Annotated in this window: 30 protein-coding genes; 28 read left to right on the plus strand and 2 right to left on the minus strand. The window is 59.1% G+C overall.

What is annotated here, in order from left to right; translation table 11 throughout:
• Nucleotides 1-99: 99 nt before the first annotated feature.
• The 10 genes from flgB (at nucleotide 100) to fliP (ending at nucleotide 6,267) form a co-directional block, all read left to right on the plus strand.
• Nucleotides 100-489 (plus strand): flagellar basal body rod protein FlgB, encoded by a 390-nt coding sequence (gene flgB, locus J3A65_RS20820; RefSeq protein WP_062453812.1) that lies wholly within the window; start codon nucleotides 100-102, stop codon nucleotides 487-489.
• 5 nt (nucleotides 490-494) lie between these two features.
• Complete coding sequence (flgC, locus tag J3A65_RS20825) at nucleotides 495-908, plus strand: flagellar basal body rod protein FlgC (RefSeq protein WP_062453811.1); 414 nt, start codon at nucleotides 495-497, stop codon at nucleotides 906-908.
• Nucleotides 909-910: 2 nt separating this feature from the next.
• Nucleotides 911-1,249: a flagellar hook-basal body complex protein FliE gene (locus J3A65_RS23510; protein WP_062453810.1), complete on the plus strand. Its 339-nt coding sequence runs from the start codon at nucleotides 911-913 to the stop codon at nucleotides 1,247-1,249.
• A gap of 17 nt (nucleotides 1,250-1,266) precedes the next feature.
• Nucleotides 1,267-2,055: a flagellar basal-body rod protein FlgG gene (flgG, locus tag J3A65_RS20835; RefSeq protein ID WP_062453809.1), complete on the plus strand. Its 789-nt coding sequence runs from the start codon at nucleotides 1,267-1,269 to the stop codon at nucleotides 2,053-2,055.
• 84 nt (nucleotides 2,056-2,139) lie between these two features.
• A complete protein-coding gene (gene flgA, locus J3A65_RS20840) occupies nucleotides 2,140-2,592 on the plus strand; it encodes a flagellar basal body P-ring formation chaperone FlgA (protein WP_245341600.1) in 453 nt (150 codons plus the stop codon).
• Entirely contained in the window at nucleotides 2,589-3,707 is a 1,119-nt protein-coding gene (locus J3A65_RS20845; RefSeq protein WP_209903182.1) for a flagellar basal body P-ring protein FlgI, read from the plus strand. Before flgA ends, J3A65_RS20845 begins: the two co-directional genes overlap by 4 nt.
• Nucleotides 3,704-4,261: a MotE family protein gene (locus J3A65_RS20850; protein WP_209903184.1), complete on the plus strand. Its 558-nt coding sequence runs from the start codon at nucleotides 3,704-3,706 to the stop codon at nucleotides 4,259-4,261. The genes J3A65_RS20845 and J3A65_RS20850 overlap by 4 nt, the downstream gene beginning before the upstream one ends.
• A complete protein-coding gene (flgH, locus tag J3A65_RS20855; protein WP_062453806.1) occupies nucleotides 4,258-4,980 on the plus strand; it encodes a flagellar basal body L-ring protein FlgH in 723 nt (240 codons plus the stop codon). The genes J3A65_RS20850 and flgH overlap by 4 nt, the downstream gene beginning before the upstream one ends.
• A gap of 46 nt (nucleotides 4,981-5,026) precedes the next feature.
• Nucleotides 5,027-5,533, plus strand: coding sequence for a flagellar basal body-associated FliL family protein (locus tag J3A65_RS20860; RefSeq protein WP_209903187.1), 507 nt, complete (start codon nucleotides 5,027-5,029; stop codon nucleotides 5,531-5,533).
• Nucleotides 5,530-6,267 (plus strand): flagellar type III secretion system pore protein FliP, encoded by a 738-nt coding sequence (gene fliP / locus J3A65_RS20865; protein WP_062453804.1) that lies wholly within the window; start codon nucleotides 5,530-5,532, stop codon nucleotides 6,265-6,267. The genes J3A65_RS20860 and fliP overlap by 4 nt, the downstream gene beginning before the upstream one ends.
• A 105-nt stretch (nucleotides 6,268-6,372) precedes the next feature.
• Here the strand turns inward: fliP and J3A65_RS20870 are convergent, their stop codons facing one another.
• Both J3A65_RS20870 and J3A65_RS20875 read right to left on the minus strand, forming a co-directional pair.
• The gene (locus J3A65_RS20870) at nucleotides 6,373-7,248 is read right to left on the minus strand and encodes a flagellin (protein WP_062453803.1); all 876 of its coding nucleotides are present in this window, start codon (nucleotides 7,246-7,248) and stop codon (nucleotides 6,373-6,375) included.
• A gap of 278 nt (nucleotides 7,249-7,526) precedes the next feature.
• A complete protein-coding gene (locus tag J3A65_RS20875) occupies nucleotides 7,527-8,405 on the minus strand; it encodes a flagellin (RefSeq protein ID WP_062453802.1) in 879 nt (292 codons plus the stop codon).
• 585 nt (nucleotides 8,406-8,990) lie between these two features.
• Between J3A65_RS20875 and J3A65_RS20880 the strand changes: the two genes are divergently transcribed.
• The 18 genes from J3A65_RS20880 to J3A65_RS20965 all read left to right on the plus strand — a co-directional run bounded on the left by J3A65_RS20880 (nucleotide 8,991) and on the right by J3A65_RS20965 (nucleotide 26,242).
• Entirely contained in the window at nucleotides 8,991-9,872 is an 882-nt protein-coding gene (locus J3A65_RS20880) for a flagellin (RefSeq protein WP_062453801.1), read from the plus strand.
• Nucleotides 9,873-10,176: 304 nt separating this feature from the next.
• Nucleotides 10,177-10,824, plus strand: a complete 648-nt coding sequence (locus J3A65_RS20885; RefSeq protein WP_192078243.1) for a hypothetical protein — start codon at nucleotides 10,177-10,179, stop codon at nucleotides 10,822-10,824.
• A complete protein-coding gene (locus J3A65_RS20890) occupies nucleotides 10,821-12,029 on the plus strand; it encodes a MotB family protein (RefSeq protein ID WP_092661192.1) in 1,209 nt (402 codons plus the stop codon). Before J3A65_RS20885 ends, J3A65_RS20890 begins: the two co-directional genes overlap by 4 nt.
• A gap of 6 nt (nucleotides 12,030-12,035) precedes the next feature.
• Nucleotides 12,036-13,313, plus strand: coding sequence for a chemotaxis protein (locus J3A65_RS20895; protein ID WP_209903189.1), 1,278 nt, complete (start codon nucleotides 12,036-12,038; stop codon nucleotides 13,311-13,313).
• The gene (locus J3A65_RS20900) at nucleotides 13,310-14,917 is read left to right on the plus strand and encodes a flagellar hook-length control protein FliK (protein WP_209903191.1); all 1,608 of its coding nucleotides are present in this window, start codon (nucleotides 13,310-13,312) and stop codon (nucleotides 14,915-14,917) included. The genes J3A65_RS20895 and J3A65_RS20900 overlap by 4 nt, the downstream gene beginning before the upstream one ends.
• A 169-nt stretch (nucleotides 14,918-15,086) precedes the next feature.
• On the plus strand, nucleotides 15,087-15,602 hold the full coding sequence (locus J3A65_RS20905; protein WP_062454870.1) for a transglycosylase SLT domain-containing protein: 516 nt from the start codon (nucleotides 15,087-15,089) through the stop codon (nucleotides 15,600-15,602).
• Nucleotides 15,603-15,873: 271 nt separating this feature from the next.
• On the plus strand, nucleotides 15,874-16,545 hold the full coding sequence (locus J3A65_RS20910; protein ID WP_062579110.1) for a winged helix-turn-helix domain-containing protein: 672 nt from the start codon (nucleotides 15,874-15,876) through the stop codon (nucleotides 16,543-16,545).
• Nucleotides 16,546-16,724: 179 nt separating this feature from the next.
• Nucleotides 16,725-17,993: a flagellar hook protein FlgE gene (locus J3A65_RS20915; protein WP_062579112.1), complete on the plus strand. Its 1,269-nt coding sequence runs from the start codon at nucleotides 16,725-16,727 to the stop codon at nucleotides 17,991-17,993.
• A 16-nt stretch (nucleotides 17,994-18,009) separates the two neighbouring features.
• Nucleotides 18,010-19,449 (plus strand): flagellar hook-associated protein FlgK, encoded by a 1,440-nt coding sequence (flgK, locus tag J3A65_RS20920; RefSeq protein WP_062453794.1) that lies wholly within the window; start codon nucleotides 18,010-18,012, stop codon nucleotides 19,447-19,449.
• A 3-nt stretch (nucleotides 19,450-19,452) separates the two neighbouring features.
• Complete coding sequence (locus tag J3A65_RS20925) at nucleotides 19,453-20,481, plus strand: flagellar hook-associated family protein (RefSeq protein WP_092661200.1); 1,029 nt, start codon at nucleotides 19,453-19,455, stop codon at nucleotides 20,479-20,481.
• Between the two features lie 48 nt (nucleotides 20,482-20,529).
• The gene (gene flaF / locus J3A65_RS20930) at nucleotides 20,530-20,877 is read left to right on the plus strand and encodes a flagellar biosynthesis regulator FlaF (RefSeq protein WP_062453792.1); all 348 of its coding nucleotides are present in this window, start codon (nucleotides 20,530-20,532) and stop codon (nucleotides 20,875-20,877) included.
• The gene (gene flbT / locus J3A65_RS20935; protein ID WP_062453791.1) at nucleotides 20,874-21,323 is read left to right on the plus strand and encodes a flagellar biosynthesis repressor FlbT; all 450 of its coding nucleotides are present in this window, start codon (nucleotides 20,874-20,876) and stop codon (nucleotides 21,321-21,323) included. The genes flaF and flbT overlap by 4 nt, the downstream gene beginning before the upstream one ends.
• A complete protein-coding gene (gene flgD, locus J3A65_RS20940; RefSeq protein WP_092661202.1) occupies nucleotides 21,314-21,745 on the plus strand; it encodes a flagellar hook assembly protein FlgD in 432 nt (143 codons plus the stop codon). The genes flbT and flgD overlap by 10 nt, the downstream gene beginning before the upstream one ends.
• 156 nt (nucleotides 21,746-21,901) lie before the next feature.
• Entirely contained in the window at nucleotides 21,902-22,168 is a 267-nt protein-coding gene (fliQ, locus tag J3A65_RS20945) for a flagellar biosynthesis protein FliQ (protein WP_062454868.1), read from the plus strand.
• Nucleotides 22,169-22,361: 193 nt separating this feature from the next.
• Nucleotides 22,362-24,446 (plus strand): flagellar biosynthesis protein FlhA, encoded by a 2,085-nt coding sequence (gene flhA / locus J3A65_RS20950; RefSeq protein ID WP_062454866.1) that lies wholly within the window; start codon nucleotides 22,362-22,364, stop codon nucleotides 24,444-24,446.
• Nucleotides 24,443-25,195, plus strand: coding sequence for a flagellar biosynthetic protein FliR (gene fliR / locus J3A65_RS20955; RefSeq protein ID WP_062453789.1), 753 nt, complete (start codon nucleotides 24,443-24,445; stop codon nucleotides 25,193-25,195). The genes flhA and fliR overlap by 4 nt, the downstream gene beginning before the upstream one ends.
• A gap of 24 nt (nucleotides 25,196-25,219) precedes the next feature.
• Nucleotides 25,220-25,639: a hypothetical protein gene (locus tag J3A65_RS20960; protein WP_062453788.1), complete on the plus strand. Its 420-nt coding sequence runs from the start codon at nucleotides 25,220-25,222 to the stop codon at nucleotides 25,637-25,639.
• 30 nt (nucleotides 25,640-25,669) lie between these two features.
• Complete coding sequence (locus J3A65_RS20965) at nucleotides 25,670-26,242, plus strand: rod-binding protein (protein ID WP_062579116.1); 573 nt, start codon at nucleotides 25,670-25,672, stop codon at nucleotides 26,240-26,242.
• The last annotated feature ends 14 nt before the right edge of the window (nucleotides 26,243-26,256 follow it).

Below are 26,256 nucleotides of genomic sequence, written 5' to 3' on the forward strand. Positions count from 1 at the left end.
ATCTTGGATGCCGGGCTCGCCGCGGGTCTGCGGGCATCAGCACAAGTCCCACGCAAGTTTCTAATCTTACTCCTTTGTCGAGAAGACGGAGAAGACGTGATGCAACAGATCCAATTGTTTGAGCTTGCCTCCAGGCAGGCGGAGTGGCTGTCGATCCGGCAACAAGTCGTCAGCACCAACATCGCCAACGCGAATACACCGCAATACCGGGCACAGGACGTGACGCCGTTCCAATCGGTACTCGACGCCTCGAACATCCCGATGGCGCGCACCAATTCGGCCCATTTCGCCAGCGTCGGCCTCGGCTCGGACAATGTCGACGTCAGGGACGAAGATCTCAACAACGAGATCGGCAATCAGGAGTCGGGCAACACGGTTGCTGTTGCCAGCGAACTCTCCAAGAGCGGGGAGATCAAGCGCCAGTACGAGCTGAATACGCAGCTGGTGAAGGCGTTCCACAACATGATGTTGACCGCAGTCGGCAAGTGAGCCCAATGGATCCTTTATCAGCAGCCCTCAAGATTTCTGGCAGCGGCATGGAAGCGGAAGCGACCAGGCTCCGCATCGTGTCGGAAAACATCGCCAACGCCCGCACCACCGGCGATACGCCGGGTGCCGATCCCTATCGCCGCAAGACGGTGACGTTCGGCGCCGAACTCGACCGGGCAACAGGGGTCAGGACCGTCGGCGTCCAGAAGATCGGTGTCGACAAGGGTGACTTCGTCGAAGAACTCGACCCCAGCAATCCGGCAGCGGACGCAAACGGCGTCGTCAAGATGCCGAACGTCAACATGCTGATCGAAATGGCAGACCTGCGTGAAGCAAACCGCAGCTACGAGGCAAATCTCCAGAGCATTCGCCAGTCCCGTGATCTGATCTCGGCGACCATCGATCTCTTGAAAGGTTAAAGATGATCAATCCTATTGAGGGCCTTGGCCTGTTCACAAAGCAGACCGACGGCGTCTCCGGCGACAATACGGCAGCAAATGTTCTCGGCACCGCGGTCAACGCGGCAACGACGGCCGTTGCAGGACCGGGCTTCGGTGATGTCCTGGGAAGCATGGCAACAGACGCGATCAACGCCGTCAAGGGCGGTGAAACTGCATCGTTTGCCGGCATCCAGGGCAAGGCGAACACCCGTGAAGTGGTCGATGCCGTTCTCCAGGCCGAACAGGCGCTGAAGACTGCAACGGCGTTCCGCGACAAGATCGTGTCCGCCTACCTCGACATCACCAAGATGCAGATCTAGAGACTGGAGCAGAGACCATGAGAGCACTAGCAATTGCCGCCACCGGCATGGATGCGCAGCAGACCAATCTCGAAGTCATCGCAAACAACATCGCCAACATCAACACGACCGGCTTCAAGCGGTCGCGTGCCGAGTTTACCGACCTTCTCTATCAGACCGAGCGCGCTTCGGGCGTCGCCAACCGCGCCGATCAGTCCGCTGTGCCGGAAGGTGCCAATATCGGTCTCGGTGTTCAGACGCAGTCCGTCCGCAAGCTCCACATCCAGGGCGAAATCACCCAGACGAGCAACGATCTCGACATGGCGATCGTCGGGCGTGGTTGGTTCATGGTCGAAGGCACCAACGGTGAGACCCTCTACACCCGCGCAGGGTCCTTCAACAAGGATGCCAACGGAAGACTGGTGACTGCCGACGGTTACGGTGTCATCCCGCAAATCACCATTCCGACTGACGCGACGTCGGTCAGCGTCAGCGAAGACGGGATCGTCAATGCGACGATCGGGACATCGACGACCCCGACGGAACTCGGCCAGATCACTCTGACCAACTTCGTCAACGATGCCGGTCTGAAGCCTTTGGGCGACAACCTGTTTTCTGAAACGGCGGCATCCGGGCAGCCGGTGGTCGCCAACCCGCAGGAGACTGGCTTCGGCTACCTCAAGCAGGGCTATCTCGAGAACTCCAACGTCGATTCAGTCAAGGAGATCACCGATCTGATCTCCGCTCAGCGTGCGTATGAAATGAACTCGAAGGTGATCACCACCGCCGACGAGATGGCGCAGATCGTCAGCCAGAACCTCAAGTAGCGGAAGATAGAAGGCGGACCGAGCATGATGCTTTGGCAAGAGAACGTCCGGAAGACCGGTCGGGCAAGCAGCTGGAAAACCGGAATGAAGACCTGGCTGGCCGGGGCGCTTTTGAGCGCGCTCATCCTGCCGGGGGCGGCATTCGCGGAGCCGCGCAATGCCGTCGTGCCCAGCACCACGATCTATCCGGGCGATACGATCGACGAAGCGTTCGTCAGCGAGGTGGCCGTCACCAATCCGAATATCGCGCCGGGCTATGCCAGTTCGCTGGATCAGGTAGTCGGCAAGGTCACGCGCAAGACGCTGCTTGCCGGCCGCACCATTCCTTTGAACGTTCTCCGCGATCCTTTCACGGTCAAGCGCGGCACAAGTGTTAGGCTTACCTTCTCGTCGCAGCGCATGGTCATCGCCGCCCGCGGCGCGCCCATGGACGATGCGATGACAGGCGAGGTCATCAAGGTCAGGAACCTCGATACGGGCGTCATGGTCAACGGCACGGTGATGGCGGACGGCAGCGTCGAGGTGGTTCAGAAATGAGTATGGTCCGGAAACTGATGATTGCGGCGATCGCGGTCGTCACGATGCTGCCCGTCACCGATGCCACGGCCACGTCGTCCCGCATCAAGGATATCGCTTCGCTGCAGTCCGGTCGCGAGAACCAGTTGATCGGCTATGGCCTGGTCGTGGGTCTGCAGGGAACCGGCGACAGCCTGCGTTCGTCTCCGTTCACCGATCAGTCGCTGCGCGCCATGCTGCAGAACCTCGGCATCTCGACGCAGGGCGGTCAGTCCAGCGCCAAGAACATTGCTGCGGTCATGGTCACCGCCAATCTTCCCTCGTTTGCAAGCCCCGGCAGCCGCATCGACGTCAATGTCAGCTCGCTCGGCGACGCCACCTCGTTGCGGGGCGGCACGCTGATCATGACATCGCTCACCGGTGCCGACGGACAGATCTATGCCGTCGCGCAAGGATCGGTGATCGTCTCCGGCTTCAACGCACAGGGTGCTGCTGCGACACTGACCGAAGGCGTCACCACAGCCGGTCGTGTGCCGTCGGGAGCGATCATCGAGCGCGAGCTTCCGTCCAAGTTCAAGGATTCGGTCAATCTGGTGCTGCAGCTTCGCAACCCGGATTTCTCGACATCGGTTCGTATCGCCGATGTCGTCAACGCCTATGCCCGCCGCACCTTCGGCGATCCGATCGCCGAAGCGCGCGACAGCCAGGAAGTGGTTGTCCAGAAACCGCGCTCAGCCGACCTGACCCGCCTGATGGGCGACATCGAAAATCTCGTGGTCCAGACCGACGCCCCCGCACGCGTGGTGATCAACGAGCGCACCGGTACGATCGTCATCGGCGCCGATGTCCGGGTCGCCCGGGTTGCGGTCAGCTACGGCACGTTGACTGTTCAGGTCACCGAGACGCCGCAGGTCATCCAGCCCGAACCGTTCTCTAGGGGAGAAACGGCGGTGCAGCCGCAGACCGACATCATGGCCGAAAAGACCGGCGGACCGATTGCCGTCATCGACGGACCTGATCTGAAGACGCTGGTCGCCGGCCTGAACAATATCGGCGTCAAGCCGGACGGCATCATCTCGATCCTCCAGGCGATTAAGTCTGCCGGAGCCCTGCAAGCGGAGCTCGTTCTGCAATGACCAACACAGTTTCAGGCAGGTTCCCGGTTCTCGCTACTCGCAGCTCGGTCTATCTGACCGCCGCCGCTCTCTCGCTCTGCCTCCTACCGGGCGCCCGCGCGCAGCAGCAGCCGCAACTTCTTGGCGCCGCACAGGAAGCCGGAGGCAACCAGCAGGAAGTCCAGCAGTTCTGCGGCAACATTGTCGATTCGGCCCGCGACCAGCGTTATCTCCTGCAGAAGCAGGAACTGGAAAAGCTGCAGGGCGACATCAACACGCGCATCACCGAGCTCGAAAATCGGCGCGCCGAATATCAGGATTGGCTGAAGAAACGCAACGCGTTCCTGGCCAGCGCCAAGGCCAGTCTGGTCGAAATCTACAAGACGGCAAAGGCTGACGAAGTCGCGCCGCAGTTCGACCAGATGAACATCAACATTGCGGCCGCCATCATCATGCAGCTGCCACCGCGGCAATCGGGCCTGATCCTTGCCGAAATGGACGCCCAGAAGGCTGCCATGGTCGCAATGATCATGGCGAGCGCCGCAGACCCCAATACTTCCAAGGACCCGTCATGAAAAAGCAACTCACGGCTCTTCTTGCGATGACATCGCTGATCGCCGGATGTCAGAACGGGCAGATGACGACCATCAAGGAAATCGGCAATGCGCCGGCCATGAGCCCGATCGGCAGCGGCCTGCAATATGGCCAGACGCAGCAGATGTCGATGTATCCGAAGCAGCCGCGCCACATGGCGAGCGGCTTCTCGCTGTGGAGCGACAGCCAGGGCGCCCTGTTCAAGGATGCCCGCGCGCTGAACGTGGGCGACATCCTGACGGTCAATATCTCGATGAACGACAAGGCGAGCTTTGACAACGAGACGGATCGCAGCCGCAAGAATTCCAAGACCACCAACTGGCAGGCCGCCGCGGAAATCCTTGGCTGGAAGCCGGAGGCAGATTCGACGGCGGGCTTTGATTCCGACAGCCAGTCGAACGGCAAGGGCTCCATCAGCCGCGCCGAGAAGCTGACGCTTCTCGTGGCCGCGGTCGTCACCGGCGTTCTCGAAAACGGAAATCTCATCATCAGCGGCTCGCAGGAAGTGCGCGTCAACCATGAGATCCGCATCCTCAACGTTGCCGGCATCGTGCGGCCCCAAGACGTCAATGCGGAGAACACGATATCCTATGAGAAGATCGCCGAAGCCCGCATTTCCTACGGTGGCCGCGGTCGCCTGATGGAAGTCCAGCAGCCGCCGGTCGGCCAGCAGATCAGCGACATCTTCTCGCCAATCTGACCGGGCGCGATTCGATGTCCCTCACTACTAGCGGAGTTTAGCCACCATGACCGACGCCAGCCTCACGGCGGATCAACCAGCGAAGAAAAAGTCTTCCCTGGTGATGACTGCGGCGGCCGTACTGGGACTGACGGTCGTCGGCGTGGGCGGAGGCTGGGTTGTCGGCAAGATGATCGTCCCGGCGCCGGTCGTGGAGGAGGCACCTGCCGCCGGTCACGGCGCAGCCGCGGCTCCTGCTGGGGGAGGGGAGCACGGCGCCGCTGCCGGTGCGAGCCACGTCCGGCCGCTGGAGCCGATCATTGCCAACCTCGCCTATCCTTCGGACAGCATGGTCCGCCTCGAGGTTTCGTTAATATTCGGTGAAAACATCGATGAAGCGGTGGCGGCTTCCATTCAGGAAGATATACTCGCCTATATGCGGACCTTGTCGCTGCAGCAAATTCAGGGGCCACGCGGCTTCGGTTATCTCCGAGATGACCTGAAGGAACGCGCCAAGCTGAGGTCTCAGGGCAAGGTTGCTGATCTAGTGTTCAGGACTTTCATCATCGAATGATTCGTTTTTTAGCCGTTCTTGCTCTCTTCGCTGCGTTACCCGACGCGGCGAATGCGCAACAGTCTGCCCTGGACATGCTGAACCTGCCGGTCGACGGCTCGGTTTCCGCCTGGATCATCCGCACCTTCGGCCTACTGACGGTTCTGTCCATCGCGCCCGGCATCCTGATCATGGTGACGAGCTTCCCGCGCTTCATTATCGCGTTCTCGATCTTAAGGTCCGGCATGGGCCTTTCGACCACACCGTCCAACATGATCCTGACCAGCATGGCGTTGTTCATGACCTTCTACGTCATGGCGCCGACAATGGACCGTGCCTGGCAGGATGGCGCACAGCCGCTTTTGCAGAACCAGATCAACGAGGCCGAAGCGATACAGCGCATCGCGCAGCCGTTCCGCGAATTCATGATTGCCAACGTCCGCGACAAGGATGTGGCGCTGTTCGTCGACATCGCCCGGGAACGCGGCCAGACGGTCACGCTCGGCGCGCAGACGGACTACCGCGTGCTGATCCCGGCATTCATGCTGTCGGAAATCCGCCGCGGCTTCGAAATCGGCTTTCTCATCGTCCTGCCGTTCCTTGTCATCGACATGATCGTTGCCAGCATTACGATGGCGATGGGCATGATGATGCTGCCGCCAACCTCGATCTCGCTGCCGTTCAAGATCCTTTTCTTCGTCCTTATCGACGGCTGGAACCTTCTCGTCGGCTCGCTGGTGAGATCGTTCTCGTAAGGCACGGCGCCTTCTCCAAGGCGAAGTTTTATTCCCGGACAACGTGACGAAGAAAGGCCGCGCATTGAGCGCGGCCTTTCTTTCGTATGTTGGACCAAACGCGTCTTACTGGAAGAGCGTGAGGATGTTTTCCGAGCTGGAATTCGCGATCGACAGCGACTGGACAGCGAGCTGCTGCTGCGTCTGCAGGGCAGACAGCTTGGCAGACTCTTCTTCCATGTCGGCGTCTACGAGACGGCTGATGCCCTCATCGATGGCGTCCGAAAGCTGGTTGGAATAGTCTGTCTGGAGATCGATACGTGTAGTCAGAGCACCGAGCGCGGCGCCGCCGATGGTCATCGTGGCGAGAGCATCTTCAACCGTGGTGAGCATCGCCGCGATTTCAGTTTCGTCAGCGATCGTGGACAGATCGATGTCCATGACCTCGCCGAGGATGCCGTCGGTGCCGACGCCGCCGGTAACGTCGTCGAACAGTGCAAAGGTGGAAATGCTATAGGTGGCGGACGTTACCTTTACGGTGCCGTCGTCACTGCGGACGAAGCCGTCTACGACCGTACCGTCGGTCTGGTCGCCGGTGACCATCCAGTTCTCGCCGCTGAAGGATGCACCCTGCGCGATCGACGACAGCTGTTCCTGCAGCTTGTCGATTTCGAGCTGGATCTGTTCCTTGTCGGTCGAGGTTTCCGTTGCCGTAACGAGCTTGGACTTGATCTCGTTGACGACGTCGATGGCACTTTCCATCGCGGCGTAGGCAGTGTCGACCTTTGCAGCGCCAACGCCAAGTGCGTCGGTAGCGGCATTGAGCGCCTTCTGGTCGGAATTCATTGTGGTGGAGATCGACCAGTAAGCAACGTTGTCCGATGCTTTGCTGACCTTGTAGCCGGAAGAAACGCGGTCCTGAGTGTCTTCCAGGCCCTTGTTGATGCTGCTGAGCGTCTGGAGTGCAGCATTGGCTGCGCTGTTGGTAAGGATACTCGTCATGTTACTAAACCCCTAGGCAAAACAAAAAAGAGGGGACATTCCGGAAGCACCGGAAAGCGGCCTGAGTGCATCATGCCAGTCGGAAAATACTCACTCATTCCGGCCCGCCGCTTAGATGAGCTTAGATAACAGCATTAACGTTAATGAAGTCCGAAGGTAGACGGTCTTTGACGAGAAAAAAGATCTTTCTTTACCATGGCCGGATCGAAGGTACGAAAAAAGCCCCGGGGATGACCCGGGGCTTTCCTTGAACAAACCAGACGTGAAGGCTGGTCTTCTTACTGGAACAGCGAGAGCACGTTCTGCGAAGAGGAGTTCGCGATCGACAGCGACTGGATGGCGAGCTGCTGCTGGGTCTGCAGGGCAGACAGCTTGGCAGATTCTTCTTCCATGTCGGCGTCGACCAGGCGGCTTACGCCTTCTTCGATCGCGTCAGAAAGCTGGCCGGAATATTCCGACTGCAGGTCGATACGGGTGGTCAGAGCACCAAGTGCGCCGCCAGCGATCGTCATGCTGGAAAGAGCCGTTTCAACGGTTTCGAGGTAGGTCGCGATTTCCGCGTCCGTCGTCGCGTCCGTGAGGTCTGCGGTTTCCATCAGGTCGCCGAGGATGCCGCCCGTGCCGACGCCAGCGTCAACAGACTCGAACAATGCGTTGTTGGTGATGTCGTAGGTTGCCGTCGTAACCTTGACCGCACCTTCGGAGTCGCGAACGAAGCCGTCGACAACGCTTGCAGTTGTCTGGTCGCCCTGGACGATCCAGTTTTCACCGCTGAACGAAGCGCCTTCGGCGATCGAGGACAGCTGTTCTTTCAGCTTGCCGACTTCGAGCTGGATCTGAGCCTTGTCGGTCGAGCTTTCCGAAGCGGTAACAAGCTTGGCCTTGATTTCGTTGACGACGTCGATGGCGCTTTCCATGGCGGCATAGGCGGTATCAACCTTGGCAGCGCCAACGCCCAGAGCGTCGGAAGCAGCGTTGAGGGCGCCCTTGTCGGAATTCATCGTGGTCGAGATCGACCAGTAGGCAACGTTATCCGAAGCCTTGCTCACCTTGTAGCCGGTCGAAACGCTGTTCTGCGTCTGCTCCAGGCTCTTGTTGATGGTGCTCAGTGTCTGAAGAGCGGACGAAGCAGAAGAATTAAAGTTGATGCTAGTCATGGATTGTCCCCTTGGACTCTATACAAAAAAGGAGGACATACCGGGTTCGGTAGTGTCACCGGCAAATGACGGCCCGGCTTCATGCCTCTTGTTCCTTACCGGATCCAAGCCCGTCATCTAGGCTGCAATTTCGCAGCCATTCCTTGCCAAGGTATTAAATCTGGTGGCATTGCTAAAACAGCTTCCAGCGTGGTTAATGACTTCAAAACAAAAGCAAATTCATGCCATTGCAGGTTGGTTCAGAAGGCTGTCCGGAGGTGGAACGCGCCGCGGCGTCGGAGCCGCGTTGCAGCTGCGGTGCAACGATGGGATCCTTTCCACTTCTATCCTGCGAACAAACAGTGGAGGCAGTCATTCAGGGTCCCCTAAAACCTACCGCCCATTAACCTTCGTTCGCGAAAGCTAAAAATGTTCCAGCCCGCGTTAACTTTTGTTCCCGCTTTAACCCTACATTAACCATAAGATGATTTTCTGTGTCCATCGCAACGGCGAGCCGAATGCAAGGGCGCGGCAGGCATGAAGCTGATCGTCGTTACCGGAACACCCGGGATGCCCTCCCATCCAATGCCATAAGGGGCAGTTTTAATGACCAGCATCTTGACCAACAACGCCGCAAACTCTGCACTTCAGACGTTGAGGGGTATCAACGATAGCCTGGAGCAGGCGCAGAGCCGTGTATCCTCGGGCTATCGCGTATCCGAGGCCTCCGACAACGTTGCCTACTGGTCGATCTCGACCACGATGGGTTCCGACAAGGACGCTTTGGTGGCTGCGACCGACGCTCTGGGAGTTGGTGCTGCAAAGGTCGATACGGCCTACGCCGCCATGGAAAGCGCTATCGACGTCGTCAACGAAATCAAGTCGAAGATCGTCACCGCGAACGAAAACTCGACCGACAAGGCACAGATCCAGCTTGAAATCACCAAGCTGCAGGAACAGCTGTCCTCGATCGCCCAAGGTGCTTCGTTCAGCGGTGAGAACTGGATGGTTGCAGAAGACGGCGCCGAGCCAGAATCGGTCGTCGACGGCTTTATCCGCAACGACGACGGTACGGTCGAAGTCACGACGGCATCCTATGACGTTTCAACCAACGCCATGTTCGAAGTTATCACTGACGGCGTCGGCTCGGGCGGTCTCCTCGGCGATGTCATGGACATTGCGCTGACGGCCGACACCACGGACACAGAACTCGCAGAATATCTCGACAATGTCGAACTGGCTCTCTCCAGCCTCACGGATGCTGGAGCTGCCCTCGGCGCGCTGACCACCCGTATCGACCTTCAGACCAGCTATGCCGGAACTCTGACGGATGCGATCGAAGAAGGCATCAGCCGCCTCGTCGATGCCGACATGGAAGAAGAGTCTGCCAGACTGTCTGCTCTGCAGACGCAGCAGCAGCTGGCCGTCCAGTCGCTGTCGATTGCAAACTCCAGCTCCGAGAACATTCTTACGCTCTTCCAGCAGTAAGATTGAACATACCAGCGAAATTATGCCGGCCGCGCTTTCGAGCGCGGCCGATTGCATTTGCTGTACGGCTCTTGCGGCGTAGGTGTCAGGTATCTTGGTGTCGTCGCACCTTGTCGTTCAGGTTCACGAGGACTGCATCATCCTCGCACAAGTTTAACTTCCTAATTTCTGATCTATTCCCATGGCGAACTCCGCCGCCCCGGCGATCGGGCGCGGGCCGGAGGCCGGTGTGGAGCATCACAGAACGGGCGATGCGTGAGACGTTGCGGCCTTATTCCGCAAACGACGTTGATGGAGTGCGTTGATGAATTCCCCACTTGCGCGGTATCTCAGAGATTTCGGCGCCGAGGCTGCGCTGCTTGCGGCCCCGATAGAAACGCCCTCTCACTTTGCGTCGCCCGCCGAGATGCCGGCGCTGGAAAGCTTTGCGCAGACCGTAGAAGTCGATCTCGAGGCCGAGCGTCGCGAAGCCTATGATGAAGGTCATCTTGCGGCGACCCAATCCTTGACGGCGCAGCATGCCGAAGAGCTCGAAGCGCTGAAGGAACAGCATGCGCAGGAGATCGAACAGCAGCGTCTCCAGTTCGAGGACGGGTTGGCCGATTATCTCTCGAAGGCTCTTCCGGATCTCGCGTCGCGGGTCTCTGCCGAACTGTCCGAGGCGACGGCCCGCGTTCTGTCTCCCTTGCTCAAAGAACAGGTGATGCGCGGCGCTATCAACGAGCTTGTCGAGGAGCTGAAACCGACGCTCGCCAAGGAAATTCTGGAGCAGATTACGGTCTTCGGACCGGAGCACCTCTGCGATCTTCTCAAAGCCCAGCTTGAGGAGAAAGGCGATGCGGTGTCGTTCGTCCACACAGATGACACCGACATCCGCGTCGAGATCGGTGATTCGCTTCTCGTGACGCGCCTTTCTGCCTTTGCCGCCGACCTTGAGAGGGTGCTGGCATGAGCGAAGCTGAGAACCATCATCACGGCAAAAACGAAATCATCATCATCAAGCGTCACCGCGGCGATCACGACAGCCATCACGGCGGTGCGTGGAAGATTGCGTTCGCCGACTTCATGACCGCCATGATGGCCTTCTTTCTCGTCATGTGGCTGGTCAACGCCGCCAATGAGGAAACGAAGGCATCGCTCGCGAGCTATTTCAATCCCGTGCCGCTGTCTGACGACACGCCCGCGTCGAAGGGCATCAAGAAGCCGTCGGATCAGGCCAAGGGCGAAGATTCCGACAAGAAGTCCACCGTGGAGAACGACAAGACGGGCGGCGGCAAGGCGGGCATGGATGGCGAGTCCATTTCCGCCTCTGGCGACGACATGACCTTTTCCGAAGCAGCTCTGTTCCAGAATCCCTATTCCGTGCTTGCCAGCATCGCTCAGGAAGTAGGCCAACAGGCCAATGTCAGCACGAAAGGCGAGGGCGGCGCGAGCGATTCCGGTCCGTCCACCGGTGCGGATGGCGGAGAAGCCTATCGCGATCCTTTCGATCCGGATTTCTGGAGCAAGCAGCTCGACACCCCGGCGCAAGCCAAGCTTGCTTCGGACACGAGTCTGCCGGGCGAGCAGGCGAGCGCCTTTTCCCAGCCGCCCGCCGTGGAAACTGTCCCAGTATCGGTAAAGCCGGATGCCGTCTCAGCACCCGATGCTTCCGATGCATCGGTCAAGACGGCAAAGGCTGAACTCGACGCCGCCGGACAGGACAAGGCCGAAGAGCTTCAGAAGGAAATTCAGGCGCAGGTCGCCGGGATTGCCGGCAAGCTGGCCGAGGGCATTGTGGTGCAGCCGGCCGAAGGCGGCACGCTGATCACGATCTCGGACGAAGCAAATACCGCGATGTTCAATGTTGGATCCGCATTGCCCGGCAAGGAGCTCGTGCTCGCCATGGAAAAGATCGGCAAACTCCTGGCCGCGCGTCCAGGGTCGGTGATCATTCGTGGCCACACGGACGGACGGCCTTTCAAGGGACGCACCGGAGACAATTGGAGCCTGTCTATGTCCCGCGCGCATGCGGCCTATTACATGCTCGTGCGGGGCGGCTTGAACGAGGAGAGGGTAAAGCAGGTCTCTGGATTTGCCGACCGGCGACTTCAAAACGTCGAAGATCCGATGAGCGGCGCCAACCGCCGTATCGAAATCCTGCTGGGCAACGGATAAATCGAGATGATGCGTTCGCGCGATCGCCATAACTTGCTGCGCTCACTGGTCGCCGGGGTTTTTCTCGCCGCTGCGGGCAACGCCGTGGCCAGTGAGGATCTTGAGCCATACAAGATGATCCGCTCCCTGCAATATCTGCAGGACGCGATCGTCGCGGGCGATCATTCCGCCAACGAAATGCAGCGCTTCCTTCTCAAGACACTCGACCAGCGGCTACGCACGGCATCACCTGATGTGTTCAAGGATCCCCGCAACGTCGATGCGGTTTTCGTATTCGCCATGAGTGGCGGCAATCCGCAGACGCTGGATTTTCTTGCGGCACGCGATGTCTACGGTGAATTCGATGGCCGGTTGGCGCGCGTTCTCCGTCGCTATTTCCAGGGGCAGGGCCTGACGGCGGTCGCTGCATTCGAGGGTTTGGTCAAGGAGTATGGCACAAGCCCGGTTGGCCCCTATCTGGCGCTCGTCGCCGGCAACATCACGGCGAATGCCGACCCCGCCAAGGCGATCGGCTATTTCGATCAGGTTCGGCTGCTCGCACCCGGGACCAATCTGGAAGAGGCAGCGCTCAGACGGTCGCTTGCCGTGATCCTACCGACGGAGCCGGGCAGGGGCTTCGATCTGGCGGCGAAATACGTCCGTCGTTTTCTCTATTCTCCCTATGCCAGCCAGTTTATCGACATGTTCGTGCAACTTGCCACTGACGATGACGGCAAGGGTGACCGGAGCCGCTGGACCGACGTCGTCTCAATGATGGACGATCCGCGCGCGCACGAGTTCTACCTCCGGGTATCCAGGCGCGCCTTGCTCGCGGGCAACAAGGATCTGGCTCGCTTTGCGGCATTGAACGCGGAACGTCTCTCCCCCAGTCCCGGTTCGGAGAACAATGCGATCGGGCAGCTGTATGGCGATCTTGCCAGCATTTCGTCCAGTAACGTGGTGGAAGCGGCAAAGAGTCTGTCGCAGATCCCCGATGGCGCGCTTTCCGAACGCGACAGGAACCTGCGTGCAGCGGCGCAAAAGGTCGTCGAACAGATCCTGATGGCACCCGAAACGTCGAGCGTATCGTCAGAGCCGGTGGTGATGCCCGCGGGCGAAGCGGGTCAGGCTGCGACGGCGTCCGCCACCATTCCTTCGGCGCCGGCACCCGCCACCTCTGTGGCCAAGCCCGCAGCAAAGACCGAGAACCCGGAAATGGAGGCAAGCCTCCAGACCTATGTAGAGCAGAACAGAATGAAGCTGAAGCAGATCGACGACCTGCTCAGCGATGAGGCATATGAATGACGAACGTAGCAGGCGCTTCGGTTAAGGCAGTATCAGACGGGCAGGTCGGGACTCTTTTCGGAAAGGCATCGCCGCAGAACGGCGAAGCCGGCGAATTTGCCCAGGTGCTGACAGACGCGGACGCCGATGCCGGGAAATCGACAGAGAACGGCACGGCGGTTGCCGAGGACGGATCCGGGACGGGAAAGATTTCGCTCGGCAGTTCCCGCTTCAAGACGCTTACCGACCTGACATCGCTTGCCGCAAACTTCAAGCCGACGGAACCTGCGGATACCGCTGCTCCATCCGCTGCAACGCTTGTCCAGGCTGCAGCCGAGCTTCCGGTCGCAGCCCCGCAGGTGGACGTGCCGCACCCGGTCGCCCAGCCGGTTCCGGCGCCGTCTGTAGACGAAGCGGTCAATGAAGAGCTTGTCGGACAAACCTTGCCGGAAGAGATTCCGGGTCAGCACCAGAGTGACAGCCTCAACCAAACAGGCAACATCAAACAGACCGGTAGCCCGGATAAGGCCGGCGGCCAGATCGACGTTACCCAGTTGGTTGCTACTGCAACCAAGCGCGTCACGACTGTTGCTGGCGACGATGGAAAGGCGAAGATCGCCGATGTGCTTTCGAAAGACGTGCCGGACGATGAAAGCCAAGGATTGGCCCTCGCGGCCGCTGTGTCAGATTCAACGGCTGCACTCTCAACAGCGGCACTGCTCAATCTGACGGCCAGCGTCGAGACCGGTAACCCGGCCCAGTCCGCGGATATAGCCGCACTGTCGGCCATGATCTCCGTGACCGAGACGGGGATCCCGAACGATAAGACGGACGCCAGCATGCCGTCCGACGACACGGATGCTGCCACGTCGTTCGATTTCCTCGATACGGGCGAGGCAGAACCCCAGACAGACGTCAAATCCTACCGCTTCCAGAAAGCCGGAGATGCGATTGCGGCTGTCAGCCTGTCGATCGTCACAGGCGCGGACGGTGGATCCGACCTGCAGGACAGCCTTCCGGGCACAGCCAACACCGAAACCGTCACGGTTCTCGACTCGCGGCGCTATCTCGGCTTTGGCGTCGGCGAAAATGCCAGCAATCTTTTGAGTGCCGCCTCCAGCAACAGGGAATGGACCGCGGCTATGCAGCCGTCTTCCGCTCTGACCGATCCGACCCGCACATCCGGCACCGGCAGCGTGGTCAATACGCTCAAGCTCCAGCTGACGCCCGACAATCTCGGCACCGTGACCGCGCATATGCGGCTGGTGGGAGATCAGCTGAGCATCCATCTTACCGTCCACAGCAGCATGGCTTATCGCGAGCTCAGCGATGACAGCAAGCCGATGCTCGATGCCTTGCGGGCCCAAGGCTTCAACGTCGACCAGGTGACCGTCAGCATGGCACCGTCGACCGACAGCTCGAACTCGTCTGCAGACCAGCAGCAGGGCGGCAGCGGCGCCCAGACACAGCAGCAGCTCGCCCGCGACGGCGAGGCAGCTCGCCAGCAGGGACAGGCTCAGGGTGGCCGCTCCAACGACGGCAATCGCAACGACATGGAGAAGCGCAATGAGACTGTCGTTGAAACTGACATCGGCAGCGCTGGCACTGGCGACATTTACCTGTAGCGCGGTCGAAACCCGCGCCTGGCAGCTCTACGCCACCCAGCAGCCTCCTCAGCAGGCAGACGTGCCCAACGCCGCGCAGCCGGGGACGCAGAAGCGCGCCGGCGCGCCGCAGCGGCGCGATCAGGCCCGAACCGCCCAGCCAGGGACTGGCCAGGCTGGAAACGGCAAGATCACCTCGGAACAGGTCAGCATCTGCGAGGCCCAGATCCAGGCCGCAGCGCGCAAATACGGCGTCCCTGAAGGCATCCTCTACTCGGTGGGACTGACAGAGACCGGACGCAAGGGATCGCTCAGTCCCTATGCGCTGAATATCGAAGGCAAGGCCTATTTCGCGTCGTCTGTGCAGGAGGCAATGCAGCTCTTTACCCAGGCGAAGAGCACGGGCGCCAAGCTGATCGATCTCGGCTGCATGCAGATCAATCACCACTTCCATGGCGAGGAGTTTGCCTCGGTTCCGGACATGCTCGACCCGAGAAAGAACGTCGAATATGCGGCGCTATTTCTGAAACGGCTGCACGACAAGCACGAGACATGGACGATGGCAGTCGCCAGATATCATGCCGGTCCCAACAACAATCCGGCGCAGCAGCGCTATGTGTGCCGGGTGATCGCCAATCTTGTTGCCACCGACTTCGGAAAATGGACGCGGAACGCGACGAATTTTTGTGGTCCGAGCGCAACCTGAAATAGAAATTAGTGAAATCTAATATCTGTTTACGGCTGCCGATGAGAGAATGCGTTCAAACTGCGTTTTCAAGTGAGCATTTTCTCAAAAATTAATTTTCCACCGCGCATTATGGGGAGGCCACCCTTTTTCCACTAGATCTAGTACCAAATCGGCGCAACATGGTTAATCAATTATTAGCAAGCCCCTGTTACTTCCTCTAGTTGCCCAGATTCCTGACGATTCGTATCACTCTCTCACAGAGATGCGATATTGATTCGGAGGCGGACGAATGATCGTAGTGGTTGATGAACGAGAAATAGTGAAAGACGGTTACACGTCTTTGTTTGGGCGCGAAGGCGTTCCTTCTACCGGGTTTGATCCGGAAGAATTTACAGATTGGGTGAATTCGGCAGCGGAAGCCGATATTGCTGCAATCGAGGCGTTTTTGATTGGTCAGGGCGACCTGATCCATGATTTGCCACGGGCAATCCGTGGACGCAGCAGTGCACCGGTAATCGCTGTCAGCGATCAGCCGTCCCTGGAATCCACGCTTGCGCTTTTCGACTGCGGTGTCGACGATGTTGTGCGCAAGCCGGTTCATCCGAGGGAAATTCTGGCACGGGCAGCGGCTATCCGCCGCCGCCTGAACGCGGTTGCCAATCACACCGACATCGGCGCGATCCGGGTTTTCTCCGATGGCCGCGATCCCGAAGTCGAAGGCGAAGCGTTTGCACTTCCACGGCGCGAACGCCGCATCCTGGAATACTTGATTGCCAATCGCGGCCGTCGTGTTTCCAAGTCGCAGATCTTCAACGCCATCTACGGCGTGTTCGACGAGGACGTCGAAGAGAACGTGGTCGAAAGCCACATCAGCAAGCTTCGCAAGAAGCTTCGCAAGAAACTGGGCTTCGATCCCATCGATTCGAAGCGGTTCCTAGGATACTGCATCGACTGGAACTAACACTGAAAATGGCACCCAAATATGAGGTGCCATTTTTTTTGCGTGCTCGATTTGTCATTTTTGTCAGACAGATAGGGCCCTCGACTTCGACGCAGATCAGCGCTCGATGCCAGCACGCAGACAGCTTCACGCAAGGCCCATCCCCTAAAGTCATAAGCCTAAGTGCAACGAGGATTGCTATGAGCCTTTTCGGAACTATGAAAACCGCCGTATCGGGCATGAATGCGCAGGCAAACCGTTTGGGCACCGTTGGCGATAACATTGCTAACTCGTCGACGACTGCCTACAAAAAGTCGTCCACGCAGTTTGCGTCGCTAGTGCTGCCATCGACGGCCGGCTCATACAATTCCGGTGGTGTCGAAACCAGCGTGAAGTATTCTATTTCTGAGCAGGGTGCTCTCGAATACACCACGTCAGGATCCGATCTTGCGATCCAGGGCGACGGATTTTTCGTCGTACAGAATTCAGCGGGCGAGACCTTTCTGACCCGTTCCGGCGATTTTACGCCGAACGAGCAGGGCAACCTGGTCAACTCTGCAGGCTATACGCTCCTCGGTTACTCCTACGATTCCGGAACCCCGACGACCGTCGTCAACAGCTATGACGGCCTGGTCCCGATCAATGTCGGCGGCTCGGAACTGAGTGCGGTCGCGTCGACCTCCGGGTCGCTCTCCGGCAACCTCAACAGCGCGTCCGATGTCGTCGCCGCCGACCTGCCGGCCGACAACACCGAAGATGTCGACGTCGACATGGACAGCACGCTGAAGACGTCGCTGACCAGCTACGACAGCCTCGGCAACCCGATCGTCTACGACTTCTATTTCTCGAAGACGGCTGCAGGCGAATGGCAGCTCAGCGTCTATAACGCAGCTGACGCAAGCACGACCGGCACCGGCAGCTTCCCTTATGGCGGTGATGGCGAACTCGCCAACCTGTCGCTCGCGTTTAATTCGTCCGGCAAGCTTGAAACGGTTGACGGTGCCGAGGAGCTTTCTGTCACGGTCAACGGGATCAAGTTCGATCTCGCCGGCATGACGCAGCTGTCGGCCAAGTCGAACATCTCGAGCGGCAGCGTCAACGGCAGCGCGCCGAGCTCCATCTCCAGCGTCAAGATCGAATCTGACGGCACGATCAACGCGGTCTATGCGGACGGTTCGTCGAAGTCGCTGTACCAGATCGCCATGGCGACGGTCGAAAGCCCCGACAACCTCGAAGTCTCCTCCGGCAACGTCTACCGCACGACGAGTAGCTCCGGCGTGGTCACCCTCGGCTTTGCCGGCTCCAGTGGATTTGGCGAGATCGTTTCGGGCGCGCTCGAAACCTCCAACGTCGATCTGGCCAACGAACTGACCGAGATGATCGAAGCGCAGCGCAGCTATAGCGCCAATTCCAAAGTGTTCCAGACCGGTTCCGATCTGATGGACGTACTGATTAATCTGGTCCGGTAGTTTCAGGAGTTAAGCGATGTCACTCGCATCGGCACTGAGTACGACAAAGAATATCTTGAACAACACCGCCACGCAGACGGGGGTGTTGTCGACAAACGTTCAAAACGTCGGGAACAGCGATTACAACCGCCGTTCCGCAGCGACTGTCACGAACGCCTATACCGGTGCCACGACCGTTCAGACAGCGCGGACGGAAGACGCCGCGCTGCTGAAGCAGACACTCTCGTCTACGGCCGACGATGCGGGACAGCAGACATTGCTGGCCGGACTGGAATCCGTCTACACAATCATGGGCGGGGACGGGTATTCGCTTGCTCCGTCCACGGCACTGTCTGAACTGCGGGACGCGCTGCAGACCTACGCGGCGACCCCCGGAGACGTCACGCTCGCTTCGGCCGCGGTCAACTCGGCGGTCGATGTTGCGACGGCTCTCAATACCAGCACCACCGAAGTGCAGCAGCTTCGCGCTGGCACCGACGCCCAGATTTCCGGCCAGGTTGACAAGCTCAATAAGCTGCTTGCGCAGTTCGAGCAGGCCAACAAGGCGGTTGTGACGGCGGCTGCGGCCGGCACCGACGGCAACAATGCTCTCGATACCCGCGAAAGCCTGCTCAAGCAGATTTCCGGCATCGTCGGCATCAGCACAGCGACGCGCGACAACAACGACATGTCGATCTATACGAATGGCGGCATCACGCTGTTCGAAAGCACGGCACGGCCTGTAACGTTCGATTCGACTGCGGGTTACGATGCAACGACGGTCGGCGGCGCAGTCTATATCGACGGCGTGGAGCTGAAGGCCGGCCAGAGCAGCGACACGACGGCACAAGGGTCGCTTCAGGCACTCGTCCAGCTGCGTGACGAGGTCTATCCAACGTACCAGGACCAGCTCGACGAAATCGCCCGCGGCCTGATTTCCCTGTTTTCCGAAACAGATGGCGCAAGCCAGATCGCCGGTCTTTTCACGACGACCACGGGCGACGAAGTCGATTTCGAAACGGCTGAGATCATCACCGGCCTCGCTGGGATCATCACGGTCAATGCCGAGGCGGTCGCCGACCCCACCAAGCTCAGGGACGGCTCGATTTCGGGTGCCAGCGTCAACACCGAAAGCGCGAGCGGCTTTTCCACGTTGCTCAGCGAATATGTCTCGGGCTTCGAGACTTCCATGGAATTTGATCCTGCCGCCAAGATCGGCGACAAGGCCACATTGCTGGATTACTCAACGGATTCAGTCGGCTGGGTCGAGGAATACCGGAGCGGAGCCACGAATGCTGCGGAAACCACGACGGCCATGCTGTCGCGTTCAACCGAGGCCTATTCCAACGCAACGGGCGTCAATCTCGATGAGGAACTGATCCTCCTCCTCGATGTCGAACAATCCTACAAGGCGGCCTCAAAGCTCTTGTCGACCATCGACGAGATGCTGGCGGCGCTGATGGAGGCTGCGAACTAAGTCATGAAGACGACATCCATCTCAACCCTGTCCGTCAGCCAGACAATGCAGCTGACCGTACAGAACTCGCAGACCGAGATCGCCAAACTGCAGAAGGAATCGGTCAACGGTACCTATGCGGATACGGGTCTGGAACTCGGTACGCGGACGTCTGCAAGCCTCGATTACGGCCGCGAGTCATCACGGCTGCAGGCAATCATCGATTCCAATTCGCTGACCAATCAGCGAATGGATTCCTCGCAGCTTGCGATGGAGCAGATGTCCGACTCCGGCCAGACGCTGCTGGATTCGCTGGTCGCGCTCTCCGGCAGCAGCGACAAGACGAGCTTGCAGGTTTCTGCCGATACGGCGACGTCCGTGCTCGAGAATTTCGTCAGCTACGCAAACGTCTCGGTCAATGGCGAGTATCTGTTTTCCGGCATCAACACCGATGCCGCACCTCTGGACGACAGCTTCATCACCGACCTTACGGACGACTTCAACACGCAGTTTTCGAGCTTCATGTCGGCCAACGGTATCTCCAGCGCATCGGATATATCGTCCAGCCAGATGGCGACCTTCCTCGACGACTATACGTCGTCCTTCGACTGGTCCGGCTGGACAAACGCGTCCGACACCAAAATGACCGGTCGTGTCAGCACGTCTGAGACCGTCACCACTTCGACGAGCCTGAATGCCGATGGCTTCAAAAACCTCGTTCTCGGCAGCCTGATCACGTCCCAGTTGGCAACGGCGGGCCTGTCCGCCGATGCACTGAACAAGGTCAACGCGACCGTTACCAATCTTGCCGGCCTATCGGTGTCCGGCATCGATGCTGAGCGCTCTTCCATGGGGCTTTCCCAGGAGCGCGTCGAAAAGGCCAATACCGCCATGTCGGCGCAAATGGATATCATCAACACCCAACTGACAGATCTCGTCGGCGTGGATACTTATGATGCTTCGGTGCGTCTCAACACGTTGTTGACGCAAGTAGAGACCTCATACACCATCACCTCCAAGATCCAGGGACTGAGCCTCGTCAACTATCTATAATGGGTAGTTGCCCCGCGGCATTTGGTTTGCAACATGAAGGAAGCAAGCATGTTCCAGTTTGCGTATGCCGAGGTAATCAAGGATGACCTCGCAAGCGCTAGAGAGAGAGAACGCCAGGTTCTGGCCCGCTCCATTGAGCTCCTCTCTGCAGTCCCGAACAAATCGCATTATGGACGCGAGGCCGTCGAGGCCATCCATTATACGCGCAGGGTCTGGACCCGGTTTATCGAAGACCTCAACCAGCCCGACAACGAGCTCGGCATCGAGCTGCGCGCAAAGCTGATCTCCATCGCCCTTTGGATACTGAAGGAATGCGAACGCATTCGTAAGAAGCAGTCCGACAATTACCAGGGCATTATCGACGTGACTACCATCATCAGGGATGGCCTAAGATGAAAAGCACACTGCGTATCTCGCTGAAGTCCGGCGAAAAGATCTTCATCAACGGCGCAGTCCTGCGTGTTGATCGCAAGGTTTCTCTCGAATTCCTCAACAACGTTACGTTCCTGCTAGAAAACCATGTTCTCCAGCCCGAGGATACGACGACCCCGCTTCGTCAGCTGTACTTCATCGCACAGATGATGCTGATCAATCCGGAAGGCAAGGACCAGGCCGTGACCATGTTCCGCCGGTCGGTCATGATGCTGCTCGCATGCTTCCGCAATCCGGAAATCATCGACGAGCTCAAGCAGATCGATGCGCTTGTCGCCTCCGATCGCGCTTTTGAAGCACTGAAGGCAATCCGCGCGCTCTATCCTGTCGAAGAGCGAATCCTGAACAGCAAGGAAGTCGCGCCGGCTGCTATCGCCGGTCTGCGCAAGGAGATGGGGCTATGGCAGTAGATACGGTATCGTCCGCAACCTCGACGACTGCAACCAGTTCGTCGAAGGCTTCATCCGCTGCGGCAAGCGCTTCGCTCGATTACGACGCTTTCCTGCAGCTTCTGATCGCCCAGATGCAGAACCAGGATCCGACGGATCCGCTGGATGCCAGCGAACAGATCTCGCAGCTGGCAACCTTCTCGCAGGTCGAACAGTCGATCCAGACGAACACCAACCTGGAAAGCCTGATCGCACAGTCGTCGCTATCGAACGCCTCGTCCTATATCGGCAAGACGATCACCAGCAGTGATGGCAAGACCAGCGGTGTGGTCGAATCGATCGAAGTCACGTCCGACGGTCTGGTTGCAACGACCGAGGCTGGCAAGGAGATCACGATCGGCGACGGCATCACGATATCTGCGACGAAGTCCTCGGAGTCCTGATCCGACTGAATTCATGAAATTGCAGGCGAGCCTGCGGTTTTGCCGGGGGCAGTACCGGTCGCTCAATTGCATTGGCGGTCGGTGGCTGTCATCATCCGCATGCGATTCGCGCCAGATGATGATGGCCACGACACCAATGCCCCGGATGATCCTGCAATGAATGAAGCCGATGCTCTCGACATGATGCACTCGGCGATATGGACGATTCTAATCGCCTCAAGCCCGGCAGTGCTGACCGCGATGATTGTCGGCATGGTCGTGGCGCTCATTCAGGCGCTGACCCAGATCCAGGAAATGACACTGACATTCGTGCCCAAGATCGTCGCCGTCATGCTGGCGCTCGGGATTGCCGCTCCCTTCATCGGCGGCCAGATCTCGCTCTTTACCGATCTCGTCTTTTCGCGCGTCCAGTCCGGTTTCTAGCGCACGGCTGCCAAGGCTGCGAGGCTTGCTCGCACGCTTCGCCTGCGATGATGGCGGACACCCTCACACAAGCTTCGCTGCCTAGAAGGGATCTGTCGCAACAGGTCCGGGCATTATCATGTCTTGCTTTTTGCGCGATCCATGGGCGCAGCACGCGCCTTTCTAATCTCATGAAGAGATACCGCATATGGCAATGACGAAGACGTCCATTACCCCCGTGAAGGCCGCGCCGAATGGCCGCGATATCGGCTTTGCCGTCGGTATCATGGCCATCCTGTGCATCCTGTTCCTGCCGGTGCCGGTCTTCATGATCGATATCGGGTTGGCGTTTTCGATCGCCTTTTCCGTTCTGATCCTGATGGTGGCGCTGTGGATCCAGCGGCCGCTGGACTTCTCGTCCTTCCCGACGATCCTTCTGATCGCGACGATGATCCGGCTGGCGCTCAATATCGCCACCACCCGCGTCATTCTTTCGCACGGCCACGAAGGCCATACCGCCGCCGGCGGCGTGATCGCGGGTTTCGCGAACCTCGTCATGTCCGGCGATTTCGTGATCGGTCTGATCGTCTTCCTGATCCTGATCGTCGTCAACTTCATCGTCATCACCAAGGGTGCGACGCGTATCGCCGAAGTCGGCGCGCGCTTCACCCTCGACGCCATTCCCGGCAAGCAGATGTCGATCGATGCCGATCTGTCCGCCGGCATCATTGACGAGAAGGAGGCGCAGCTGCGCCGCCGCGAGCTGGAAGAAGAAAGCTCGTTCTTCGGCGCCATGGACGGTGCCTCCAAATTCGTTCGCGGTGACGCTGTCGCCGGCCTGCTGATCACCACGATCAACGTGTTCGGCGGCATCATCATCGGGTACTTCCGTCACGGCATGGAAATCGGCGAAGCCGCCGACGTCTTCGTCAAGCTGTCGGTCGGCGATGGTATCGTTTCCCAGGTTCCGGCGCTGATCGTTTCGCTCGCAGCCGGCCTGATCGTCACCCGCGGCGGTACCCAGGGTTCCACCGACGTAGCTGTTATCGGCCAGCTGAGCGGCTATCCTCGCGCTCTGTGGGTCGCAGCCGGCATGATGGCGACCTTGGCACTGGTGCCCGGCCTGCCGTTCATGCCGTTCATGACGCTTGCATTCCTTCTCGCCGGTGCCGGCTGGGTCATTCCGCGGCAGATCGAAGCCGAGAACCAGAGGGTGCGCGAGAGCGAGGAAAAGAAGGTCGTCGAGAACCGCGAATCGGAAAAGGATTCGGTCAAGAACGTCCTCAAGACGGCAGAAATCGAACTGGCGCTCGGCAAGCAGGTCTCGCCGCGTCTTCTCGGCGCACACCAGGAACTCGGGTTCCGCGTCGGCAAGATGCGCAAGCGGTTTGCCACGCAATACGGGTTCGTTGTGCCGGAAATCAAGGTCGTCGACGATATCCAGATCCCGGAAAAGTCCTACCAGATCCGCATCCACGGAACGACGGTCGCCAGCAGCACGCTGCGACTGGGCGAAGTCCTCGTCATCGTCGGCAAGGATCGCAAGCCGTCGGTTCCCGGCGACGAGGTTCGCGAACCCACGTTCGGAATGCCGGCCGTCTCGGTGCTGGAGCATTTCGTCGAGGATCTAAAGCGCGAGGGTTTCCACCCGATCGACAACGTCTCGGTGCTTCTGACCCATGTCAGCGAAGTCATCCGCAACAACCTGCCGCAGCTTTTGTCCTACAAGGACGTCAAGATCCTCATCGAACGTCTCGATCCGGAGTACAAGAAGCTTGCCGACGAGATGTGCTCGTCGCACATGTCCTATTCCGGCCTTCAGGCGGTTCTCAAGCTTCTGCTTGCCGAACGCGTCTCGATCCGCAACCTGCACCTCATTCTCGAAGCGCTCGCCGAACTCGCGCCGCATGTCCGCAAGACCGAGCAGCTCGTCGAGCACGTGCGGGTCCGCATGGCCCAGCAGATCTGCGGCGATCTCGCCGACAACGGCATCCTTCGCGTCCTGCGTCTCGGCTCCAAATGGGACCTTCTGTTCCACCAGGCAATCAAGCGCGATCCGAAGGGCGACATCATCGATTTCGACATCGATCCGCGCTCGCTCGAAGAGTTCAGCGAACAGGCGGGCAAAGTCATCCGTGAATACATGGACAAGGGCATGCCCTTCGTACTTGTCACGTCGCCGGAGACACGCTCTTATGTGCGCATGATCATCGAGCGGCTGTTCGCAACCCTTCCCGTCCTGTCGCATGTCGAGCTGGCAAAGGGCACCGAGATCAAGGTACTTGGATCGATCTCATGATAACGGACCCGCAGGGCACGGTCATCGCTCTCTTTCTTGCATTCTGCCGAATCGGCGGCTGCATCATGATCATGCCCGGGTTCTCATCTGCCAGATTGCCCATGGAAGTCCGGCTGTTTTTATCGGTGGCGCTGTCCATGGCGGTGCTGCCGATGGTCTGGGATACGATCTACCCCAGGGTTTCCGGTGACGCTGCGGGTCTCGGCCTGCTGATTGCGTCTGAAACCCTCGTCGGGGCCGTGTTCGGCCTGATCGCCCGCCTTTATGCGTCGGGTCTGCAGTTTGCCGGCGCCGCCATCGCCATGTCGATCTCCTTCAGCGGTCCGCCCGGATCCGACGTGCTGGAAGATTCGTCGGAAAGCCAGCTGACCAGTCTTCTGACTCTGTCCGGCCTGCTTGTCCTGTTTATGCTGAACTTCCATCACATCGTCATCAGGTCGCTGGTCGATTCATACACGACAATCCCGCTCGCCGAAGGTCTCAATCCGCGGCGCATCCTGATCACTCTGACGGATACGTTGTCGGCCACGTTCATGATCGTCCTGAGGCTGATGAGCCCCTTCCTCGTCTACGGCATCATGTTCAACGTCGCTGTCGGAATGATCAACAAGATGGCGCCGCAGATCCCGGTCTACTTCATCTCGACGCCGTATGCGCTGATGGGTGGTATCTTCCTGCTCTATCTCGGCATCGCCTCCATGATCGAGGAATTCGTGCGCGGGTTTCCGCTTGTATTCACCGGGCTGTAGGCAAGGCTTCCAAGGAGGACGCGCGTGGCAGGCAACAAGAAATCCGACAAGCTGCGGCGTCTGGTCGATGTCCAGCGCCAGCTAGAAAAGCTCGCCGAGTTCGAGCTCAGCACCACGGTGCAGCGCAAGGCGGAAATCGATCAATCCATCGACACGACTGTTGATGCGCTGTCCTCGACCGATCCCGTACACCAGCAGTTCTCCAAGAATTACGCCGACCGGCTGACACGCCTGTTTTCGCGAAGCCAGCAGATCGTTGCCCAGCAGAAGGCGCAGGAACAGCGGGTCCTGCGCGAAAAGACCAAGGGCGATAGGCTCGAGGAGCGCATGGGCGACGCAAAGGAGCTGGAAGGCCGGCTTGCCGAGGACGAGCGCATGTACGATCTCGTTGATCTCGGCCTGATGGTCTCCACACCAGCTTCCAGCAAGCTTGATAAGGGATGATCCAGTTCGCTAAATAATGAGGAACTGGAATTGGCTATTTCCCCCCCGAGCGATCTTGTCCTGGATGTTGTCCAGGCCGCAGATCCGGGCCTGCTTCAGGCCGCACGTGAAAAGCTGAAGGCAAACGAAGCAACGGCGCAATCGGTCATGCTGGCCTCCAACGGTGTGGGTTTCGCCCAGGCCGTAAGCCAGACTGCCAAGTCCGCAGAGTCCGCCGGGTCCGACGCCACGGTCGAAAACGTCCGTGTTTCGCGCCACAAGGATATTCCGGAGACCTACCGGAAGTTCGAGGCAAGCGTTGCCTCCACGTTTATCCAGAACATGCTTCCATCCGAGAGCGAAGAAGTCTTCGGCAAGGGTTCCGCCGGCGATTTCTGGAAGGGCATGATGGCGGAACAGATTGCTGATGCCGTCTCCAAGCAGGGCGGTTTCGGTATTGCCGAAAAACTGTTCTCGCAGTCGGTTCAGCATGCACGTGGCACGGCACCGAATGCCAAGACCGATGAAGGCGATCGCCAGATGGCGGTGGGCATGATCACTGATTTCCAGCGGCAGATCCTGTCTCCGTCGGAAAACGCCGGCGCAGCCAAGAAATCAAATTAATTAACATTAGAAGG

The sequence above is a fragment of the Rhizobium sp. PvP014 genome (genome assembly GCF_017876855.1).
In the GTDB taxonomy this organism is placed as follows: Bacteria; Pseudomonadota; Alphaproteobacteria; order Rhizobiales; family Rhizobiaceae; genus Neorhizobium; species Neorhizobium soli.

Coding starts and splice junctions, on each gene's coding strand:
- flgK (WP_062453794.1), top strand. CDS start 18,010: ATGTCACTCGCATCGGCACTGAGTACGACAAAGAATATCTTGAACAAC.
- J3A65_RS20890 (WP_092661192.1), top strand. CDS start 10,821: ATGAGCGAAGCTGAGAACCATCATCACGGCAAAAACGAAATCATCATC.
- J3A65_RS20875 (WP_062453802.1), bottom strand. CDS start 8,405: ATGACTAGCATCAACTTTAATTCTTCTGCTTCGTCCGCTCTTCAGACA.
- flgC (WP_062453811.1), top strand. CDS start 495: ATGGATCCTTTATCAGCAGCCCTCAAGATTTCTGGCAGCGGCATGGAA.
- flbT (WP_062453791.1), top strand. CDS start 20,874: ATGAAAAGCACACTGCGTATCTCGCTGAAGTCCGGCGAAAAGATCTTC.
- J3A65_RS20870 (WP_062453803.1), bottom strand. CDS start 7,248: ATGACGAGTATCCTTACCAACAGCGCAGCCAATGCTGCACTCCAGACG.
- flhA (WP_062454866.1), top strand. CDS start 22,362: ATGACGAAGACGTCCATTACCCCCGTGAAGGCCGCGCCGAATGGCCGC.
- J3A65_RS20900 (WP_209903191.1), top strand. CDS start 13,310: ATGACGAACGTAGCAGGCGCTTCGGTTAAGGCAGTATCAGACGGGCAG.
- J3A65_RS20910 (WP_062579110.1), top strand. CDS start 15,874: ATGATCGTAGTGGTTGATGAACGAGAAATAGTGAAAGACGGTTACACG.
- fliP (WP_062453804.1), top strand. CDS start 5,530: ATGATTCGTTTTTTAGCCGTTCTTGCTCTCTTCGCTGCGTTACCCGAC.
- flgH (WP_062453806.1), top strand. CDS start 4,258: ATGAAAAAGCAACTCACGGCTCTTCTTGCGATGACATCGCTGATCGCC.
- J3A65_RS20845 (WP_209903182.1), top strand. CDS start 2,589: ATGAGTATGGTCCGGAAACTGATGATTGCGGCGATCGCGGTCGTCACG.
- fliR (WP_062453789.1), top strand. CDS start 24,443: ATGATAACGGACCCGCAGGGCACGGTCATCGCTCTCTTTCTTGCATTC.
- flgD (WP_092661202.1), top strand. CDS start 21,314: ATGGCAGTAGATACGGTATCGTCCGCAACCTCGACGACTGCAACCAGT.
- flgA (WP_245341600.1), top strand. CDS start 2,140: ATGAAGACCTGGCTGGCCGGGGCGCTTTTGAGCGCGCTCATCCTGCCG.
- J3A65_RS20895 (WP_209903189.1), top strand. CDS start 12,036: ATGATGCGTTCGCGCGATCGCCATAACTTGCTGCGCTCACTGGTCGCC.
- flaF (WP_062453792.1), top strand. CDS start 20,530: ATGTTCCAGTTTGCGTATGCCGAGGTAATCAAGGATGACCTCGCAAGC.
- J3A65_RS20885 (WP_192078243.1), top strand. CDS start 10,177: ATGAATTCCCCACTTGCGCGGTATCTCAGAGATTTCGGCGCCGAGGCT.
- J3A65_RS20915 (WP_062579112.1), top strand. CDS start 16,725: ATGAGCCTTTTCGGAACTATGAAAACCGCCGTATCGGGCATGAATGCG.
- J3A65_RS23510 (WP_062453810.1), top strand. CDS start 911: ATGATCAATCCTATTGAGGGCCTTGGCCTGTTCACAAAGCAGACCGAC.
- flgG (WP_062453809.1), top strand. CDS start 1,267: ATGAGAGCACTAGCAATTGCCGCCACCGGCATGGATGCGCAGCAGACC.
- flgB (WP_062453812.1), top strand. CDS start 100: ATGCAACAGATCCAATTGTTTGAGCTTGCCTCCAGGCAGGCGGAGTGG.
- J3A65_RS20850 (WP_209903184.1), top strand. CDS start 3,704: ATGACCAACACAGTTTCAGGCAGGTTCCCGGTTCTCGCTACTCGCAGC.
- J3A65_RS20925 (WP_092661200.1), top strand. CDS start 19,453: ATGAAGACGACATCCATCTCAACCCTGTCCGTCAGCCAGACAATGCAG.
- J3A65_RS20880 (WP_062453801.1), top strand. CDS start 8,991: ATGACCAGCATCTTGACCAACAACGCCGCAAACTCTGCACTTCAGACG.
- J3A65_RS20860 (WP_209903187.1), top strand. CDS start 5,027: ATGACCGACGCCAGCCTCACGGCGGATCAACCAGCGAAGAAAAAGTCT.
- fliQ (WP_062454868.1), top strand. CDS start 21,902: ATGAATGAAGCCGATGCTCTCGACATGATGCACTCGGCGATATGGACG.